18 protein-coding genes are annotated in these 19,580 nt (G+C 34.9%); 6 read left to right on the plus strand and 12 right to left on the minus strand.

Translation table 11 applies throughout. The features are described 5' to 3' along the window. Positions 1–96: 96 nt before the first annotated feature. The 4 genes from A3EM_RS0138375 to A3EM_RS0138400 form a co-directional block, all read right to left on the minus strand. Entirely contained in the window at positions 97–1,797 is a 1,701-nt protein-coding gene (locus tag A3EM_RS0138375; RefSeq protein ID WP_020533550.1) for a sodium:solute symporter family protein, read from the minus strand. A gap of 57 nt (positions 1,798–1,854) precedes the next feature. Continuing rightward, on the minus strand, positions 1,855–2,112 hold the full coding sequence (locus A3EM_RS0138380) for a DUF4212 domain-containing protein (RefSeq protein WP_020533551.1): 258 nt from the start codon (positions 2,110–2,112) through the stop codon (positions 1,855–1,857). A 229-nt stretch (positions 2,113–2,341) separates the two neighbouring features. Next, complete coding sequence (locus A3EM_RS46770) at positions 2,342–3,643, minus strand: sensor histidine kinase (protein WP_052323412.1); 1,302 nt, start codon at positions 3,641–3,643, stop codon at positions 2,342–2,344. Positions 3,644–3,970: 327 nt separating this feature from the next. Further along, a complete protein-coding gene (locus tag A3EM_RS0138400; RefSeq protein ID WP_020533555.1) occupies positions 3,971–4,783 on the minus strand; it encodes a 2,3,4,5-tetrahydropyridine-2,6-dicarboxylate N-succinyltransferase in 813 nt (270 codons plus the stop codon). Positions 4,784–4,858: 75 nt separating this feature from the next. Between A3EM_RS0138400 and A3EM_RS0138405 the strand changes: the two genes are divergently transcribed. The 4 genes from A3EM_RS0138405 to A3EM_RS0138420 all read left to right on the plus strand — a co-directional run bounded on the left by A3EM_RS0138405 (position 4,859) and on the right by A3EM_RS0138420 (position 8,477). Next, on the plus strand, positions 4,859–6,031 hold the full coding sequence (locus tag A3EM_RS0138405; protein WP_052323413.1) for a glycosyltransferase: 1,173 nt from the start codon (positions 4,859–4,861) through the stop codon (positions 6,029–6,031). Further along, positions 6,022–6,627 carry an RNA polymerase sigma factor gene (locus tag A3EM_RS0138410; RefSeq protein ID WP_020533557.1) on the plus strand — a complete coding sequence of 202 codons (606 nt, stop codon included), beginning with the start codon at positions 6,022–6,024 and terminating at the stop codon, positions 6,625–6,627. Before A3EM_RS0138405 ends, A3EM_RS0138410 begins: the two co-directional genes overlap by 10 nt. A gap of 53 nt (positions 6,628–6,680) precedes the next feature. Next, positions 6,681–7,301 (plus strand): 16S rRNA (guanine(527)-N(7))-methyltransferase RsmG, encoded by a 621-nt coding sequence (gene rsmG / locus A3EM_RS0138415; RefSeq protein ID WP_020533558.1) that lies wholly within the window; start codon positions 6,681–6,683, stop codon positions 7,299–7,301. Positions 7,302–7,496: 195 nt separating this feature from the next. Further along, positions 7,497–8,477, plus strand: coding sequence for a polyprenyl synthetase family protein (locus A3EM_RS0138420; protein ID WP_020533559.1), 981 nt, complete (start codon positions 7,497–7,499; stop codon positions 8,475–8,477). Between the two features lie 70 nt (positions 8,478–8,547). On the opposite strand, the gene A3EM_RS0138425 is transcribed toward A3EM_RS0138420, so the two are convergent. Both A3EM_RS0138425 and rpiB read right to left on the minus strand, forming a co-directional pair. Beyond that, positions 8,548–9,507, minus strand: a complete 960-nt coding sequence (locus A3EM_RS0138425; RefSeq protein ID WP_020533560.1) for an SDR family oxidoreductase — start codon at positions 9,505–9,507, stop codon at positions 8,548–8,550. A gap of 98 nt (positions 9,508–9,605) precedes the next feature. Next, positions 9,606–10,034, minus strand: a complete 429-nt coding sequence (gene rpiB, locus A3EM_RS0138430; protein ID WP_020533561.1) for a ribose 5-phosphate isomerase B — start codon at positions 10,032–10,034, stop codon at positions 9,606–9,608. A 205-nt stretch (positions 10,035–10,239) separates the two neighbouring features. Here rpiB and A3EM_RS45045 point away from each other — a divergent pair, with 205 nt between their 5' ends. Further along, complete coding sequence (locus A3EM_RS45045; RefSeq protein ID WP_020533563.1) at positions 10,240–11,022, plus strand: glycosyltransferase family 2 protein; 783 nt, start codon at positions 10,240–10,242, stop codon at positions 11,020–11,022. Between the two features lie 4 nt (positions 11,023–11,026). Here the strand turns inward: A3EM_RS45045 and A3EM_RS0138445 are convergent, their stop codons facing one another. After that, complete coding sequence (locus A3EM_RS0138445) at positions 11,027–12,115, minus strand: lysylphosphatidylglycerol synthase transmembrane domain-containing protein (protein WP_020533564.1); 1,089 nt, start codon at positions 12,113–12,115, stop codon at positions 11,027–11,029. A 333-nt stretch (positions 12,116–12,448) separates the two neighbouring features. Next, a complete protein-coding gene (locus tag A3EM_RS0138455; protein ID WP_020533566.1) occupies positions 12,449–13,582 on the minus strand; it encodes a BamA/TamA family outer membrane protein in 1,134 nt (377 codons plus the stop codon). 466 nt (positions 13,583–14,048) lie between these two features. Between A3EM_RS0138455 and A3EM_RS0138460 the strand changes: the two genes are divergently transcribed. After that, complete coding sequence (locus A3EM_RS0138460; RefSeq protein WP_020533567.1) at positions 14,049–14,954, plus strand: hypothetical protein; 906 nt, start codon at positions 14,049–14,051, stop codon at positions 14,952–14,954. A 50-nt stretch (positions 14,955–15,004) separates the two neighbouring features. Here the strand turns inward: A3EM_RS0138460 and porN are convergent, their stop codons facing one another. The 4 genes from porN to A3EM_RS0138480 all read right to left on the minus strand — a co-directional run bounded on the left by porN (position 15,005) and on the right by A3EM_RS0138480 (position 19,576). Next, positions 15,005–15,844: a type IX secretion system ring subunit PorN/GldN gene (gene porN, locus A3EM_RS0138465; RefSeq protein WP_020533568.1), complete on the minus strand. Its 840-nt coding sequence runs from the start codon at positions 15,842–15,844 to the stop codon at positions 15,005–15,007. Positions 15,845–16,219: 375 nt separating this feature from the next. Then, a complete protein-coding gene (locus A3EM_RS0138470; protein WP_020533569.1) occupies positions 16,220–17,188 on the minus strand; it encodes an AAA family ATPase in 969 nt (322 codons plus the stop codon). A 173-nt stretch (positions 17,189–17,361) separates the two neighbouring features. Continuing rightward, positions 17,362–18,726, minus strand: a complete 1,365-nt coding sequence (locus A3EM_RS0138475; RefSeq protein ID WP_169513466.1) for a peptidylprolyl isomerase — start codon at positions 18,724–18,726, stop codon at positions 17,362–17,364. Beyond that, on the minus strand, positions 18,710–19,576 hold the full coding sequence (locus A3EM_RS0138480; protein WP_026210853.1) for a hypothetical protein: 867 nt from the start codon (positions 19,574–19,576) through the stop codon (positions 18,710–18,712). The genes A3EM_RS0138475 and A3EM_RS0138480 overlap by 17 nt, the downstream gene beginning before the upstream one ends. Between the last annotated feature and the right edge of the window lie 4 nt (positions 19,577–19,580).

The raw sequence follows: 19,580 nt of genomic DNA on the forward strand, positions 1-19,580 counted from the left end.
TTTCTTACATGACTTTTATTAGATTCCTTACATATAAAAAAAGACCAGCTTTCCTCAAGCTGGTCTTTTTTTACTTTAAAGTTTACTTTTTTCATGCTAGTGCCCCTCTGCTGCTGCTCCTGCTCCTCTTGGAAATCTGATGTCTTCCACCAGGTTTTGAACTTCCTCTGGTGGTTCCGGATAAAAACGGGCTACAATTAATGACACCACAAAATTGATTAACATTCCAAAGGTGCCTATTCCTTCCGGAGATATACCAAAAATCCAGTTGGATGGAATATTTTCTGCAGGATCTAAAATAAATTTGAAATATATGATGTAGGACAAAGTAAATACCAGCCCGGTAACCATTCCGGCAATGGCCCCCTCCTTATTCATTTTTTTATTAAAAATCCCCAGAATAATGGCCGGAAAAAATGAGGCTGCAGCAAGTCCAAATGCAAAAGCAACCACCTGAGCTACAAATCCGGGAGGAAATATTCCAAAAAGTCCTGCAATGATAATAGCTACAGCTGCAGCAATTCTGGCCCAGATTAATTCTCCCTTTTCAGTAATGTCTGGTTTGAGCTGCTTTTTAATTAAATCATGGGAAACCGAGGTGGAAATTACCAATAATAACCCTGCCGCTGTAGAAAGCGCTGCCGCCAACCCTCCAGCCGCGACTAAGGCAATTACCCAATTTGGCAAATCTGCAATTTCAGGATTGGCCAATACCATAATGTCCCTGTCGATGGTTAACTCATTGGTACCCTTATCTGCCACATATTGAATTTTACCATCATTATTTTTATCCTCGAAGGCTATCAGCCCTGTTTCTTCCCACTTAGTAAACCATTCTGGCATAGCCACATAATCCTGGTTACTTACGGTTGTAATTAAGTTAGTTCTGGCAAAAGCTGCAATTGCTGGTGCGGTGGTGTACAATATAGCTATAAAAACCAAGGCATATCCCCCTGAAATTCGGGCATCTTTCACTTTAGGAACAGTAAAGAATCTCACAATAACGTGAGGTAACCCAGCGGTACCTACCATAAGGGCAGCAGTGATAAAAAACACATCCTGCATGCTTTTGGATCCACTGGTATAGGCCGCAAAGCCAAGTTCCTCATTTAGTCCGTCTAGTTTGTCCAAAAGAAAATTCCCAGACCCATCAATTAATTTGCCTCCAAAACCCATTTGGGGAAGAATTTCTCCTGTAAGTTGTATGGAAATAAAAATAGCAGGAACCATAAAGGCAAAAATCAGCACACAATATTGAGCCACCTGAGTATAAGTAATGCCCTTCATTCCCCCTAAAACAGCATAAAAAAACACAATGCACATACCTATAATTACCCCAAGATTTATGTCTACTTCAAGAAACCTGGAAAACACCACACCAACGCCTCTCATTTGACCGGCAACATAGGTAAAGGAAACAAACAGGGCACAAACTACTGCTACAGTTCTCGCTACATCAGAATAGTATCTATCACCTATAAAATCAGGGACGGTAAATTTCCCAAACTTTCGCAAGTAAGGGGCAAGAAGCAGAGCCAGCAACACATAGCCTCCTGTCCAGCCCATCAGGTAGACAGCTCCATCATATCCCATGAAGGAGATTAGTCCGGCCATAGAAATAAATGAGGCGGCCGACATCCAGTCTGCAGCAGTGGCCAAGCCATTTGCTATTGGGTGAACTCCCCCTCCAGCTACATAAAATTCTTTTGTTGATCCGGCTCTGGCCCATAGCGCAATTCCAATATAAAGGCTAAAGGTTAAGCCAACGATAATATAAGTCCAGGTTTGTACTTCCATTTTTTGGAAAGATTATTTGTCAGTTGAATAGTTTAAAAAAATAAGGCTAATTATGATCTATTTTTCGTCCACATCATAATTTTTATCAAGTCTGTTCATAAGCCAGACATACACAAAAATTATGATCACAAATACATAAATAGAGCCCTGTTGAGCAAACCAGAACCCTAATTTAAATCCTCCTAGATGGAAAGTGTCAAGATAAGGCGCCAATAGAATTCCGAATCCATAAGATACGGTGAACCAGACAAGGAGAAGAATTACCAGATAGGTGAGGTTTTTCTTCCAATAACTTTGCATTTTATTATTTTTCATATTTACCAAGTAATTGAATAATTAAATCCACAAATATTAAGGACCTTAAAACTATCCATTAAATTGGAATTTTATAATTAATTGTAATTAAAAAGACTTAGTAACTATGAATTGCCTTGTTTTGGAAATTTACAGAAGGGTAAGGGGAAGTTTAAATTATAAGAAAAATACAAAAGGAGGAGGGGAAAAACTACTTGAGCAACATTAATTTACCCGCCCCCTACAATAGTTAAATATCTTTCAAATTGGGGATTATAACGGTGAAACAAGAGCCCTTTTCCAGCTCTGACTCTACTAATACTTCACCTCTAATTTTTTCAATGGTTTCTTTCACAATATACAAGCCAATACCAGTACCTTCAATTCTGTCTGTAGCTCTGTAGAACATATCAAAAATCTTTGTCAGGTGATGATTATCTATTCCCAACCCATTATCTTCTACTTTAATGATGGCCTGAGATGGATTCACCTTCACATTCACCCTGATATATGGACTTTCAATATAAGGGTTGCTATACCTAACTGCATTCGAAATTAAATTATTTAAAACTACTTCCAGCCTTTTTCTATCTGTGATGAAAGGATTATTTTGCGAAACTGACTTCATTTTTTCAATTTCAAAAGGCACTTTGTTAAATTGATGTTGACTAAAAATTTCGTGAATCATTTCATTGAAATCTACCTCCTCCCTTTGGATTTCCATTCTGGCATTTCGGGAATAATTCAGAATATCTCTAATAAATTCATCAAGCTTCAATAAACTTTTTTCCTGTAATAAAAGATATTCTTTAACCTTTTCAATGGAATCTTCACTTTTAGCCAGCTCAATTAAACCCAAAACCGAAGCAATTGGGGCCCTTAAATCATGTGAGGCACTATAAACAAACTGGTCAAGTGCTTTATTCACATTTTGTAATTCCTCATTTAAGTGATTGGAATTTCCTAATTCACTTTGAAACTTTTTCGTGGCCAGGTAAGACTCATTTGTTAAATAAAAAACAAACATAAAAATTAAAGTCAGCCCAATTGGATATACAAAGAGACTTATGGCTTGCTGTACTTCAAGGGGAGGGTTAAATTCCACAAATGGATTAAACCCTAAAAAAACGTCCAGGATAATGATTGTCCCAATTAGCAGATAAGAAAGTAAAGTATTAATTTTCTCTTTTTTACTAAAAAGCATGAGCGGGACGCAAATGGCAACAAAGTAGTAAAAATAAATATGAGAGGCCTTGCCTACTAATAAACTACAAATAAAAATTACGGTACAATCCAGAATAAGGGTGGATAGCCGGGCTAAAATATATTTCCCTTTTGACTGTAAAAATGGAATTGTCCACTGGAATAAAGCAGACCACAAAACAATCCATTTAGGAATAGTTAATTCATACCAGGAAAAAAGGAAGAAATGACAGAAAAAAGTAAAGCTTAGAAAAATAGCCATCTGGTTCCCTATTCTTATCGTTTTTCTTTTCCTGCTGGGAGTGTTTTCGTATACTCCACTATTCACTATTTTCCCTAATAATTTCATTAATTATTATTTCCTTCTTTTCCTATTACTTTTTTTGATTTTAGAAATCACCCTTATCAATAAATTTTTGAGATCGGGCAAAATATTTACTATCTGGATGGTAACACAAATGGTAAATGAAAGTCTAAACTGGAAAAGCTTCCCTAATCTTCACTTTTTAATATTTCCCTTTAAAAGAAGTAACTGGTATTATATTGTAGGAAATTTCACCATTACATTGGCTGGAAAGTAAGTTTTTAGATTCAATAGAACAAAAAAGGGAAGGATTATCTTCAAAAAGATTCCCCCTTCCCCATTACAAAAAATTATAGTTTTTCAATGCGAAAATCAAACTGAAACATCATTTTCCCTCAAGGCATCATTCAATGAGGTTTTCTTATCAGTACTCTCTTTTCTTTTACCAATAATTAATGCAGCCCCAACCTGGTATTCTCCAGCATTAAACTTTTTGGTAATAGAACCTGGAATTACTACTGATCTTTCAGGTACATAACCTTTATAAATAACAGGCTCATCTCCAGTCACATCAATAATTTTTGAACTGGCAGTTATAGTTACATTTGCACCCAAAACTGCTTCTTTTCCTACTCTTATCCCTTCCACTAAAATACATCTTGAGCCAATAAATGCACCATCTTCAATTATTACCGGAGCAGCCTGAACAGGCTCTAGAACACCTCCTATTCCTACTCCTCCACTTAAATGTACATCCTTCCCAATTTGAGCACAACTTCCCACAGTGGCCCAGGTATCTACCATAGTACCAGAATCTACATAAGCCCCGATATTCACATAAGAAGGCATCATAATTACCCCTTTGTTCACAAAAGAACCATATCTGGCGATAGCATGAGGCACTACCCTAACCCCCTTGTCTGCATATCCCTCTTTTAATTTTATCTTATCGTGAAACTCAAAAGGTCCCACCTTAATCACTTCCATTTTTTGTAAGGGGAAATATAAAATCACCGCTTTTTTCACCCACTCATTTACCTGCCAACCATCGCTTGTCGGTTCTGCAACTCTTAACTTTCCACTATCCAGTTCAGCTACAGTATGTTCAATGGCTTCTATGGTGGCAGAATCTTTTAAAAGTTCTCTGTTTTCCCATGCATTTTCAATAATCTCCTTGATCTCCATTTGTAAATTTATGTTTTATAGAATGTCCAATAAATAGAAAGGCTCAAAAAAATAATAAGCAAATCAAGGGATTTTTTGGCTAAATTAGAAATTCCCTCCCTCCTATTTCTATTTTTGGGAATTGGAACTGTGAACAATAGCCTTTTGGATTTTTTTTTAACTTGTACACTGACAGGCTTTGGTGGCCTTCAATTGTTTTTCATATTTTTTGTTTTTTCAAGATTAATATTCTTCAGGGAACAAATAAACCCCAACCATTTTGGAAAAATATCTGTGGTAATAGCTGCAAGGAATGAATATGAAAATTTAAAGAAATTGATTCCGGCACTAAAAGCCCAATCTCATCAAAATTTTGAAGTCATCATTGTGGATGACCGATCTGAAGATGGCTCATTAGCCTTACTTAATAGTTTTAAAAAAAAATTTGATGCACTCAAAATTATCAGAGTAGAAGAATTAAAGGAAAGTTGGAATCCTAAAAAACACGCTTTACACCTTGGTATAAAAAAGGCAAGTTCTGATATTATTTTACTTACAGATGCAGATTGTCTTCCTGTTTCAAATGACTGGATTTCAATTATTAATGGGAAATATGGCACAGAAACTTCTTTGGTTTTAGGTGTGGGGGTTTATCAAAAAAAGCCTGGATTATTAAATTTATTCATCCAATTTGAAACACTTTATACAGCCCTTCAATATTTGGGATTTGCTTTGGCCGGCAAACCTTATATGGGAGTTGGAAGAAACCTTTCTTACAGAAAATCCATTATTTTAGATAGTGGTTTGTTTAATGGCATCCAAAATATTACTGGCGGAGATGATGACTTGATTGTCAATAAAGTGGGGAATAAGCGAAATGTGAGAATTGTAATTAACAAGGAGAGCCAAACAATTTCAGCACCTCCAGAAACGTTTTTTGAGTGGTACAATCAGAAAATCAGGCATTTATCCGTGGGGGTGAAATATAATTTAGAAAATAAAGTTTTCCTTGGGACTTTAAATTTCTCCCATATCGGATTTTATTTTTGCATATTGATATTAAGTTTGCTAAATAATCATTGGCTAATTGTGTCAGTTTTTTATTTATTTAGAATTTTGGCACTAACTTTAATCATCTATTTTACCAATAAAAAACTGAAGGCAGGTTTTCCAGTAATGGCAACACCCTTTGTTGATATTTTGTATGTATTTTACTATGTGGTAATTGGATTTGCGAGTATTTCAACAAAAAAAATATTATGGAAATAAAGAAAAAGTTTTCGGATAAGGCTATAGAGGATTTCGAACTCATCGACAAGGCGATTGAGGGGGACGAGAAGTCTTATGCTGATTTGATGGAAAAATACCGTAGACCGGTATATCATACCATGCTGAAAATGGTAAGGAATGTGGATGATGCCGAAGACTTAACTATAGAAGCATTTGCCAAAGCTTTTAGAAACTTATCAAAATTCAAAAAAGATTATACCTTTAGTACCTGGCTTTTCAGAGTAGCTACAAATAATTGTATCGACTTCATTAGGAAAAAAAGGCTGGAAACCATGAGTATTAATGCCGAAATCACCAAAGATGATGGAGATAGCCTAAGTATTGATATAAAAGATGGTGCCCTGGACCCGATGGAAGAAGCTATCAAAAGTCAGAAAATTGAAATCATCAGGCAATTTGTAACGCTACTCCCTCTTAAATACCAGAAACTCGTAAAGCTTAGATATTTTGAGGAATTATCATATGATGAAATTGCTCAGGAATTGGAAGCTCCTCTGGGAACAGTAAAAGCTCAATTGCATAGAGCAAGAGAGTTACTTTATGATTTGGTGAAAAATTCCAAAAATGTAATTTAAATTTTTCAAGTCAATTTTTTTCAGCTTTACCTACCAAAATTTCCTTTCAATTTATGGAAGTCGTTGCCAAGTATTTCCCGGATTTAACCAAAAAACAAAGGCATCAAATCAGTCAGTTACAAGACATTTACTCCGAATGGAATGAAAAGATCAATGTAATTTCAAGAAAAGACATTGATAATCTTTATATTCATCATGTATTACACTCCCTCAGCATAGCCAAATATGTTGACTTTAAGGATAATACAAAAATACTTGATGTAGGCACCGGGGGTGGATTTCCGGGTATTCCTCTTGCCATTTTATATCCTAATTGTCAGTTTCATTTGGTGGATTCTATTGCCAAAAAAATTAAGGTAGTGGAAGAAGTTTCCAAACATCTTGGGCTTCAAAATGTTACCTATGCACATCAAAGAGCAGAAAAAGTAAAAGACGAATTTGATTTTGTGATTACCAGAGCCGTAGCCAAAATAGATACGATTTATAATTGGGTAAAAGGGAAAGTTAGGAATCAGGGGGGAAATGATATTTGGAATGGAATAATTTGCCTGAAAGGAGGAGATTTAAAGGAGGAATTCTCAAAATTTAAACATAACTACAGGTTTATTGAAATATCAGATTACTTTGAAGAAGAGTTTTTTGAAACTAAGAAAATAGTATATGTGCCTGCCTGATTCAATTTACTGTTTATCTTTTTGCTCTCCACAACATCAAAGCTGAAAAACTATCAATTAAATGTTTTAGGTTTGCTCCCTTGCTTACTATATCTGTGTTTAAATCGAACTTTAAGTTTCGGATTAAATTAAAATTAATTGATTGTTAATTCGGGCATTAGTTTATTAGAATTTTTGATTGTAATATTGCCGAAAATGGGAATGGCATCGAATATCAACGACATAAAAGCACCAATATCTGATGAAATGGTGGAATTTGAAAAAAAATTCCGTCAATTCATGAAGAGTAAAGTCCCTCTGCTTGATAATATTATGAGCTTTATTATCAAACGGAAAGGGAAACAAATCAGACCAATACTAGTGTTCCTAACCGCTGGAATGTGCGGAAAAATTACAGAAACAACTTTCCGGGGAGCAGCCTTGATCGAATTGCTTCATACCGCTACACTTGTGCATGACGATGTGGTGGATGATGCACAATACAGAAGAGGTTTTTTTTCAGTTAATGCTTTGTGGAAAAACAAGGTTGCAGTATTAGTGGGTGACTATTTGCTTTCCAGAGGGTTATTGCTATCAATAGACCATGGAGATTTTGATATTTTAAAGCTCATCTCCAATGCAGTAAGGGAAATGAGTGAAGGGGAACTCCTCCAAATGGAAAAAGCCCGTAGGCTTGATATTGATGAGGATATCTATTTCGAAATCATCAGACAAAAAACAGCCACATTACTTTCTGCCTGTTGTGCTGTTGGAGCCAAATCTGTGGAAGCGGATGAGGATTCCATCAAAAAAATGGCTTGCTTTGGAGAAAAACTGGGTATCGCCTTCCAGATAAAAGATGATCTTTTCGACTATGGAGAAGCGGAAATTGGAAAACCTTTAGGAATTGATATAAAGGAGAAAAAAATGACCCTTCCTCTTATTTATGCTTTAAATCAGGCCTCTAAATCGGAAAAAAGGCATATTATTAATATCATCAAAAACAAAAGCGGTGAACCCAAAAAGGTTAACGAAGTAATTGAATTTGTTAAAGCTTCTGGAGGTTTAAACTACGCTACTGAGAAAATGAATGAATATTTTGAAGAATCGGACAAAATTATTGCAGCTTTTCCCGATTCTGAATATAAATTGTCATTGGAAAAACTGATGAGATATGTCATTCAAAGAAAAAAATAATTTCCTTTAAAAACAGCTCTTACTCAAAGCAATCGAACATCAGGCTACCCAATCCAGGATTCTCCTCAGTTTATTGATTACAATACCACAAAAAAGCTTTCTGAAGCCCCTCCTTTATCATTACTTCAGGTTCGTAACCTAATAACCTTTTACCTTTTGAAACATCAGCCAGACTATGTTTCACGTCTCCCTGCCTATTCGGTCCATAAATAGGTTTGATGTTTCCTTTGTCCGCAACATCCACAATCATTTGAAATAATTCATTTAATGTTGTTCTTTCCCCACAAGCCACATTATAAACCTGATTGACTGCTTCGGAGTTATCAGTAAACAAGGCTTTCAAATTTGCCTGAACAGCATTAGCCACAAAAGTAAAGTCCCTGCTTTGCTCACCATCCCCATTAATTTTAGGTGACTGGTTATCAATTACAGCTTGCATAAATAAGGGAATAACAGCAGCATAAGCACCCTTTGGGTTTTGTTTTGGCCCAAACACATTAAAATATCTTAAACCAATAATTTCCATTCCATAGAGTTTTGCAAAAACATCAGCATACAACTCATTTACATATTTGGTGATGGCATAAGGAGAAAGCGGATTCCCTATTTTATCCTCTACTTTAGGCAGTGTAGGACTATCTCCATAAGTAGACGAAGATGCCGCATAAACTACTCTTTTTATTCCTAATTCCTTTGCTGCAGTGAAAATATTAAGAGTTCCGGAAATGTTTACCGCATTAGTGGTTACGGGGTCATTTATAGATCTTGGAACCGACCCTAAAGCCGCCTGATGGGTGATTACCTGAATTCCCTGACATGCTTTAATGCAGGTATCATAATCCCTGATATCTCCTTCTAAAAACTCAAATTTAGGATTGCCGTCAAACTCCTGAATGTTTTCCAGTTTACCGGTTGAGAGGTTATCCAAAACACGCACCTTTTTAATATTTTCAAGGGATAATAATTTTTCAACAAGATTTGATCCTATAAACCCGGCCCCTCCCGTAACTAATACATTAAAGTTTGACATTAAAAAATTAATCTTTTATAAGTAAAAAATGCTATATTCATTCAATGCCTTATTAGGACAATAATTGCGCAGGAAATTGAATAAATATCGAATTAAGTTTAACAACTCATCTTTCCAACCCTTCTGGCATGCCTTCCTCCTTCAAATGCCGTATTTAAAAATGTTTGAGTAATTTTTTCGGCTTCTTCGAGCGAAATAAACCGTGCAGGCATACTCAGCACATTTGCATCATTATGCTGGCGAATTAAAGTGGCTACTTCAGCATTCCAGCATAATCCAGCTCTTATTTTCTCATGTTTATTTGCAGTAATCGCCACTCCATTTCCCGTGCCACAAATTAATATACCAAATTCACAATCTCCTTTCTCCACGGCACTGGCAACCGGGTGAGCAAAATCCGGATAATCCACCGAATCTTCACTATTAGTACCAAAATCCGTAACGGTGTGTCCCCATTTCTCTAAAATAGGAATTAGTTTTCTTTTATAACCAAACCCGGCATGATCGCCTCCTATCGCAATTTTCATATTTTTTGTTTTTGAAGTTGAATGCCAGAAAATCCAAAACTAATTTTCAGGATTATTACCAGCCTATTCAAATAATTTGTTATTTGTTTTTGCAAAAAAATCATTTTAAACGGACTTTTGAAACTCAAGAAAATAATTTCGAAAAATCTTCCAGAGAAAATTAGTAAAACACATTCATAATCAATACTTTATATAAAAATAAATTTTGGAATCAAAACCTAAAGTCACCATAATCACAGTAGTTTACAACGAAGCTGAAAATGTAGAAAAAACCATAAATAGTGTTTTAAATCAAACTTATTCCAATTTGGAATATCTTGTAATTGATGGAGGTTCCACAGATGGAAGTAATGATGTAATTAAAAAGTATGAGGGAAAAATAGACTATTGGCAGAGTGAAAAGGACCAGGGCGTGTTTGATGCCATGAATAAAGGTGTTAAAAAAGCAACAGGAGATTATATTAATTTCATGAATGCAGGAGATTCTTTTTTTAATGAGAAAGTCATTGAAGAAGTTTTCCGTTCTGATCACAGGTTCGCGGATTTTATTTATGGTGATCATCAGGTAATTCATGAAACCTTTATAAAAGAGAAGAAAGCCTTACCGCTTTCACAATTATGGAAACACATGATCTTTTCCCACCAATCCCTTTTTGTTAAAACTCACCTTTTACAAGAGAATCCTTTCGATCTTTCCTTTAAAATTGCGGCTGATTTCAATTTTATATTCAACAGCTATATAGCAGGCAGAACTTTTTATAATACAGGATTAAAAATTGCGAAATATGCAGCAGGCGGACAATCTGAAATGGAGGTAATCAAAGCTTACAGGGAAAACTGGAAGATCGTAAGACAACATGAAAAAAGAATTAAAGTGAGACTTTTCCATTTTCAATTAATCTTCAAACAATCCATAATTATTTTAATTCGAAGAATTCTTCCTTACCAGTTATTTGAGCAATTGATGAAACTAAAAAATTCCATTTAACAAATTAATTTTCCTTCTTTTTTATCTGCTTTCTATCTACAAAAACACGTTTAATCCACCTGGGAAGGAAAAAAACACCCAAACCCAAATATGCATAATAGGTAAAGAGCCTCCAGAAAATGGCTACCACTGCACTAAATGCTGCTATGGTAAAAAACTCACTAAAAAATAAGGGAAAGACAAACTCTGCAGTTCCCGCACTACCCGGGGTCGGAGATATTAACATCACAATCCACATCACTATCTGTCTTCCAAAAATGAGGAAATGATTGGCAATATTAATATCGGTAAATGCTGCAATAAGGCAGTTTAACATAAAATATCGGGCAGACCATATAAATATTGTGGATAGGATAGCCTTTGTCCAATATCTGGATTTTTTCTCCAGTAAAATCTCAGAGGCGTTAATCACATCAGTCCCCCACTGAATGGCATCTTTTCGCCACTTTTTAAACAGCCGGTTTCCGGTAAGTTTAATTAATATCCATTTAAATGCCCTGGGTCTGATAAATAAGCCATAGATCATTAAAAGGGTATATAAAGCGATAAGAACTACACTAATAAAAAAAGCTCCTTTTACTGAGACAGCCATCCCAAAAATGGTGAAATCATCAGTTATAGCGGGAAAAATTTCAAATGGAACAATTAAAAATGTAAGCAGGGAAGCGATCACAAAAAACAAATTATCCAACACTGCAGTCAACATCACATAAGCCAGAGATTGTCCAAAAGGAATCCCTTCTTTATTAATAATAAAAACTACTACAGCCGTTCCTCCAACCACAGAGGGTGTTACAGCAGAGGCAAATTCCCAAAGCACAATTACAAATAAACTGGCTATCCAATCAAGTTTCTTATCAGTAAGATGTCTTATCCTGACAATATATCCCCAGTCTCTAATGAGTAAAACAACGATGGCTAAAAAAATCCAGTGTAACTTAGCATTCTTAATATTCTCCACAACATCTTCATAATCAAGCTCTTTGCTTATATTAAAAATAAGGTATGCCATAACCGCCACCCCTATCAAAATAGGCAAAATTATTTTTGTAGGATTTATGGATTTGAGAACTTTAGAACTATTAGCGTCCATTTAAATTTCTTTCAACATCAAACCTGATTAACAATCAGGATTTCAAAAATTTTAATTCAATTATTTCATACTATTAGCAATGAAATTTATCATCTCCCATCAATTGATTACTATCAATTTAAAGGCAGAAAATAAAGCTAAGTTAGATTTCTCACCTTTAATTAAAGGATTATTCAGGTTTCAATTTCACAAAAATATATTTTCAAACACTAAAACTGAGGAATGAGATTAATCGTGCAAAAATTAGTATGAAAGTTGCGAAAATAGGTAAGCAAGGCATTAGAAACAAGGAATTTAATGGTAATGGAGAATTAATTCTTATTTAAGAAATGATTAAAAAGCTTCAGCCAGATTAATGTAAAAATTACTAACGCCAAATCCAAAACCATAATCAATTCGCACATTAATTCTTTCCTTCCTGTTTAAGGCCACACGAAGTCCCCCTCCATATGAAGCTTTGGATTCATTTATTTTAAATGTGCTCAACTGTGGTCCTACATCTCCTAGGCCACCAAAAATCACAACACCAAAGCGGTTAGAAATTTTGTATCTATATTCCCCTTGAACTACATAAAGATTTTTGTCACGATATCTTCCTCGGTAATATCCCCTCAATAATTTATCTCCTCCTAACAAGGCCAGTTTTTGAAATGGGACATCCCCAGATGATAATTCTACTTTCCCCTGAATGGCAAAAACATGTCTTTTTTTAAGGGGGAAATATTTCCTCAAGTCAAACTCCCAAAACTGAAAACCATTGCTACTACCAAAGGCTTTGGCATAAAACCTTGACGAAAACTCAAGGTAATGTCCTCTTGTAGCATTTAACACATTATCTCTTTTATCGTAGGTAGCAATTAAACCTATTCCTGAAAGAGCAACCCCCTCCGAGCCTTCAATTGAACCATTTTCCAACATTCTTCCTTCTTCCGGCTGAATATTAAACATGGAATAAAAATTATACATTCCACCCACAAAAAATCCATTCCCTACATTCCTCATCAACCTGAATGTAAAATTAAATATGTTGTTATCATAAACCTCTATATTATCCAATTCAGTGTCATTCCCAATACCATAAAAATTGTCGGGAAAGGTCAAAAAAGAAAAATTACCACGAATTTGAAATTTTTCTTCTTTTAGGAAAACATTATAATCTGAACTTAAAATTATCTGGTTTCTCAGGGTGTATATTAGGGCTGTCCGTACATTTGAAGTCCTTGTAAGGGTGTCATTCGGGTCTAACTTAAATAAATTGATCATTACCCCCCCAAAAGCCAGGGTTGTTTCAGGTGTATAGAAAGCAACTGGCAATGCTACAAATGAATTTTTCTTTTCTTTATTTTGCTTTGTTGTATCGCCTGCAAAAAAACTGCGATAGCTTAAAGCTCCAGAAGTTCCCGCATAAGGCAATTTTAATAAAACAAAAATGAATATTAGTTTAAAAAGCGTAATAGTTTTATACAAACACAAAATTTGAGTTGCGATTTAATATATGTGGTGATTTTTAAAAAATATAGTCAAAAGTTTAAATTTTGTGTATAATGAGACAAAACAAACTTTTGATTAACTGATGTTATTTCTTTAGATAACTACAATAATAAAAATAGGATATAATGTCTTTAATAAAGTTTCAAAGAGGGATAAATTATATCCATTTCAGAAAACAAAGTAATTAATCTAAGCTAAATGCCTTTCAATTATTTTTTATGATAAAGAAGTTGTTTAAAATTATGACTTTATGCTAAAAATGGGCTGTTTCGCCTTCCTTTTCGTTTTTTTCCTGGTTAAATTGCCGCACTACACGGCAGCTGCTATTCGCCATAAAAGTGTTTTATTGAAGGAAAAACATTTCCATTTTTACTCATAAATTGAAACTTTAAAAACTTCAAATAATTAGTTTTAACCTGAATAAATCATTTTGAAAAAGGAAATGTTTATAAGTTTTATTTTTATTTTCTTATCAGTATTAGGTTGTAATTCTGAAGAGCCTATTAATGAAATTCCAACTAATGAATTTCCAGAATTTAACGATGTGGTAGAAACGGGAAATATTCCAACTCCAGAGCTTGAGGAAATTTCCGGAATTGTAGCCTCCAGCCATCATGAAGGACATTTATGGTGTATTAACGATAGTGGGAATCCTGCCAATTTGTTCCTAATTGACAATAAAGGAAAACTAAAAGGCTCAATCGATTTCCCTGACTTAAAGAACAGAGATTGGGAAGATATTGCCATTGGTCCTGGTTCTGAAAATGGAAAGAACTACATCTATATTGGTGATATTGGAGATAATGAAGGCAAGTATGAATATATTAGTGTTTACAGGTTTGAGGAACCGGAAATGAATTTATCCGAAACTCCATTTTCCAAAACAATAGGGAAAATAGAAGAAATAAAAATCAGGTATCCTGATCAGGCCCGGGATGCTGAAACGCTCCTAGTTGATCCTTTTTCAAAGGATTTATTTATTATAAGCAAAAGAGATTTAAATGTCATTGTTTTCAAGCTTTCTTACCCATTTTCATTTTTTGAAATCAATACCCTGGAGAAAATAGGTATACTAAAATTTCCATTAGCCACTGGTGGGGATATTTCAAATGATGGACACGAAATACTAATCAGAAATTATACGGATGTTTATTATTGGTCACGTGAAAAAGGAACATCATTGGAAGAAGCATTACTTACCCCTGGATACAGAATTGAAAACTTTAATAGTGATTTGGAACCCCAGGGAGAAGCTATTTGCTTTGGATCAGATAGCAAAGGTTTTTATAGCTGTAGCGAAAAACTGGAAAATATTTCCCAAAAATTATTCTATTATTCTAAAAAATAAAAGCGCCATAAAGGCGCTTTTGTTTTATTCTTTTAACTAACCACTTCATTCTAATATTCCCAAAGAAGTGCTTCGTATTCCATAAGTTGCATAATTGCCTTTTCTGATTCTATTAAGGCTCTTTTTCCTCCTCCATACAAATCTACAATCATCGAATTTTTAGGGTTTTCATACTTTACAAGCTGACCGTGTGGTAACCTTAGCGTAAAAGCATCTTCCAAATTTAGATGAGCAGCAGAATTTTGGGGGTTAAACCATAGAGCATTAGGATTATTTCTGAAAACATGCTCTACCAATTCCTTATAAGAGAATGAGGCTAATACTTTGTCAAGGCCTGTTGGCGTTTGTTCTGCAGGAATAATAATGGTAATGGCCTGAATATCATCTTTCATCCTCGATTCTTTCTTATCAAAAACAATATCCTTTTTAAGCTCAATTACGTAAAGCTGTCTGGGTAAATACTCCTCTGGCCCAAGCTCTACTTCCTGAACCGGCTCTCCCCAGGCATCATCATTATCAAATCCAACAATTTCTTCTTCTGGTTCATATTGCGGAATGCGTAACCTTTCCAAAAAATCTCTTTTATCCATTCTGGTTTGGAGAGAATCATTTTTAAAAGGCTTAACTATATCATTTTTTACAGCGTCAATCAGAAGTCTGGAAATTTCATTGTTTTCTGAGAACATGGGATAATTAATCTTGGTTCTCAAATCCAATCGATACCAAAGAGACTTCTTGAACATGATGTCATCTTTTCTTACCGGCCGAATTGAGTTCGGGTTGTATTGTTCTTCCTGAGGCTGGTTGTTTCTAGCTAATTGCGCAGTTACCGAAGGAAGCGTAAGAATGGCAATAACTAATACTGTTAAAGTCTTTTTTACACCTATCATTTTTTGAATATTGAATTATAATTAATTAAAAGAATAAAAATGTTAATTAGAACTGCGTAATTTTTTAATCATATATAAAAATCATATTTACTTTCTATCCCCAAATACTATACCCAATCAATCAAATCATTAAAAAGGATCGTATTTTATCATTATTTCAAGTTGCAATATACTTTTTTTAATCGACTATTAGGGTGAATCAATGTTAAAAAAATCGCCTTATCTCTAGAAAACTGAGCTTATACACAAAAAACACTCTCTATTGGTATTATTATATCGCTAAAGTCTAACTTATATTACAACATAATACCCCAAAAAGGTTCGAATTCTTTTCAATTATTATCTTTTCTAAATACGCTAACTCCTATATTTTGCTTACAGGAGATCATTTATAATCTTATTAATTGTTAACCCTTCGGCTTCAGCCTTAAAGTTCCTTACAATTCTATGTCTAAGGACAGGGATAGCCATGGCCTGAACATCTTCGATATCCGGGGAATATTTCCCAGTAATTAAAGCATTACATTTGGCTCCTAACACCAGGTATTGCGAAGCCCGAGGCCCTGCTCCCCAATCAAGAAAATCATTTGAGCTTCCGGCTGCATTATCTGTAAAGGGCCTGGTTTTTCTCACTAATTCAACAGCATATTCAATTACATTATCTGCCACAGGCACTTTTCTCACCAGATTTTGGAAATAAATAATTTCTTCAGCAGATGTAATTTTATTTACACTCTGTTTTGTATCTGTGGTGGTACCTTTTACAACCTGAACTTCGGATTCAAACGAGGGATAATCTAATAAAATATTAAACATAAACCTATCCAATTGGGCTTCTGGTAAAGGATAAGTTCCCTCCTGCTCTATTGGGTTTTGCGTAGCAAGCACAAAAAATGGCTTTTCCAACTTAAAATGTTTACCAGCCACCGTTACAGAAAATTCCTGCATAGATTCTAGTAAAGCCGCCTGAGTTTTGGGAGGGGTTCTGTTAATCTCATCGGCAAGAATGATATTTGCAAATATGGGTCCCTTTATAAACTGAAAATTCCTATCCTTATCCATAGTTTCAGCACCAACAATATCTGAGGGCATCAGGTCTGGGGTAAACTGAATCCTGTTAAAATCAAGGTCTAAAACTGAAGCAGTTGTTTGGATAAGTAATGTTTTGGCTAAACCAGGCACACCAACCAAAAGACAATGCCCCTGGCAAAAGATTGAGGTTAGAATTAATTTTACCACCTCTTCCTGGCCAATAATTACTTTGGATATTTCATTTGTGAGTTTATCATAGGTTTCTTTTAAAGCATCTGCGGCCTCTTTATCGGAGCTAAAATTTATAGACATTAGGATTATATGTTTAAAAAATTGAGTGCGAAAAAATTAACTCAATATTAAGTAAAGGTTTTTAAAATAACATAAAAATAAAAAAAAAGTTGCTGGCATTTTAATACCAGCAACTTTTCTATTGATTTTAAATAAAACTTTCAGAAAATATTATTAATACAATTAAGCCTCGTTTATAATTCTTCCTGAATATTGCATTGATTGTATTCTGCATCAATATCTATAAATACCTCTCTTTTAGCTGTTTTCAGCCACTTATCTAAAACTTCAGCCTTTTTCCCATTTAATGACGCCACATACATTTTTTGATAATCCTCCTTTAGGTTTGCAAAATGAGGTGGTGTATATTTTTCATAATACAACATCCTGACCGCATTTTTCCCATCTTCTGTTCTGAATGTCATAGGCTGGGAAAGTGAGCCTACCTTCATGGTATCTACTGTAAAGAAAATAACCGGATCAAGGCTTTCAGTAGAAACAATACTACTTCCTGTTCTTTGATCTTTGAAAAATCCTGCATTAGCTCTGGTGGCCTGGTCATCTGAGAATTCCTTTGCAGCATTTTCAAATGTCATACTATCACTTACAATTAAATTACGAACACTATCCAAAAGCGAAACCGCCTGAGTCATGTCTGTATTATTAGATTTTGGTCTCATTAAAATATGCCTTGCCCTAAATTGATTCCCCCTCCTTTCCAACAATTGAATAAGGTGAAAACCAAATTCAGATTCAATGGGATCTGCAATTTCGTTGGGTTCTATTCTCAGTGCTGTTGCTTCGAATTCCGGAACTAACTCTCCCCTTCCATGCCAGCCCAAATCACCTCCGGTTTTGGCTGAGCCATAGTCTTCAGAAAATGTTCTGGCCAGCTCTCCAAAATCCTCTCCTGACTCAATTCTGGTCTTAAGTTCGAGCAAAGCTTTTTTCGTTTTATCCTTTTCGGCTTTACTTACTTCAGGAAATTTTACAATTTGCCCTACTTTTACCTCTGCGGATAGAAATGGGATACTATCCTTAGGAAGACGCTTAAAAAACTTTTTTACCTCAGCCGGAGTCACCGACACACCAGCTGTAATTTCCTGTTGCATCCTCTGGGCGGTTAATTGCTCCCAAACCTGATCTCTTAATTCATCCCTCAGTTCACTTACCTTTTTTCCCAATGTCCTTTCAAGTTTTTCTTCACTTCCTGCCTGAAGTATAAAATATTGCATCCTTCTGTCTAATTCTCCATCAACCATTACTTCTTCTACCAAAACTGAATCAATCTCTGCCTTCGCCACTAATATTTTATTCACAATCAACTGCTGTAATATCTGGCATTTGGCGTTTGGCCCTGGCGTTTCTCCATTGGCAAGCTGGCCCAAATAAGCATTTTCTAATTCGGACTTCAGGACAATATAATTGTCAACCTTGGCAATTATTTTATCTACAATTACACCATCACCTTGTCCATTTGCTATTTGGATTGACAGAAAAAAGGAAAGAAATAAAGCTGACTTAAACACTTTATCAAAAACTTTACTTATAAATCTCATATTCATTGCTATTTAATGCTTTATCATAAATTTCGTCTTCCTGTTTTTTTTTCAGGTCAACAATCCTTTTGTTCAACAAAATATTTTTCACCTGATCCCTTACAAATTCAAGAGGAGATGGTTCATCAATAATTTTAAAATCATTTATTTTAATAAAATACTTATATAGGGAATCCGATGTCTGAAGGAACTTCCCTTTTTTCAAAACCTGGATCGGATTTGTTATCTCATCATTAAATGGAGTATTGTACAAAAATTCATCAAAATCAATCCAGACAGAATCATCCAAAAGATAACTATCGCCAAAACTATAAGCATAGGAGGTAATTTTCTCTACATCCTGTGGTTTATTTGAATTAAACCATGACTTCAGGTCATCAATTTTGGGAGCTTCATTAGGTACTTTTAAAAACAAACCCTTCACGATATTCTGCTTTAGTTGAAAATTGTCCACATTTCCCTCATAATACTCCTGAATTTGAGTTTCTGAAATGGTAGTATCCAGATGTTTCTTGATATATTCCTTTTCATATTCGTATACAATAAGCTGATACCGATAATCCTGAATTTTTTTCAATAACTCTTCCTCATTCAAATCCATATTTTCCTCTGCACTTTTCAACAATAATTGCTTTTTAATCCAGGTATCCACATACCTTTCCACAATATTAGCACTATCAGCCGAAGAACTCCTGTTGGAAACCAAACCAGTCAGTTCATTTTTATATAGATATTTATCTCCTACTCTGGCCACTGCCGTTTCTTCCTCCAGTCCACCTCCTGTTCCTTTCAGGTATTCACATGCCGGTATGCTCAGCATTAAGACCAGGTATAATAAAATTCTGTTCATTTTG

Source organism: Flexithrix dorotheae DSM 6795 (genome assembly GCF_000379765.1).
GTDB lineage: Bacteria > Bacteroidota > Bacteroidia > Cytophagales > Flammeovirgaceae > Flexithrix > Flexithrix dorotheae.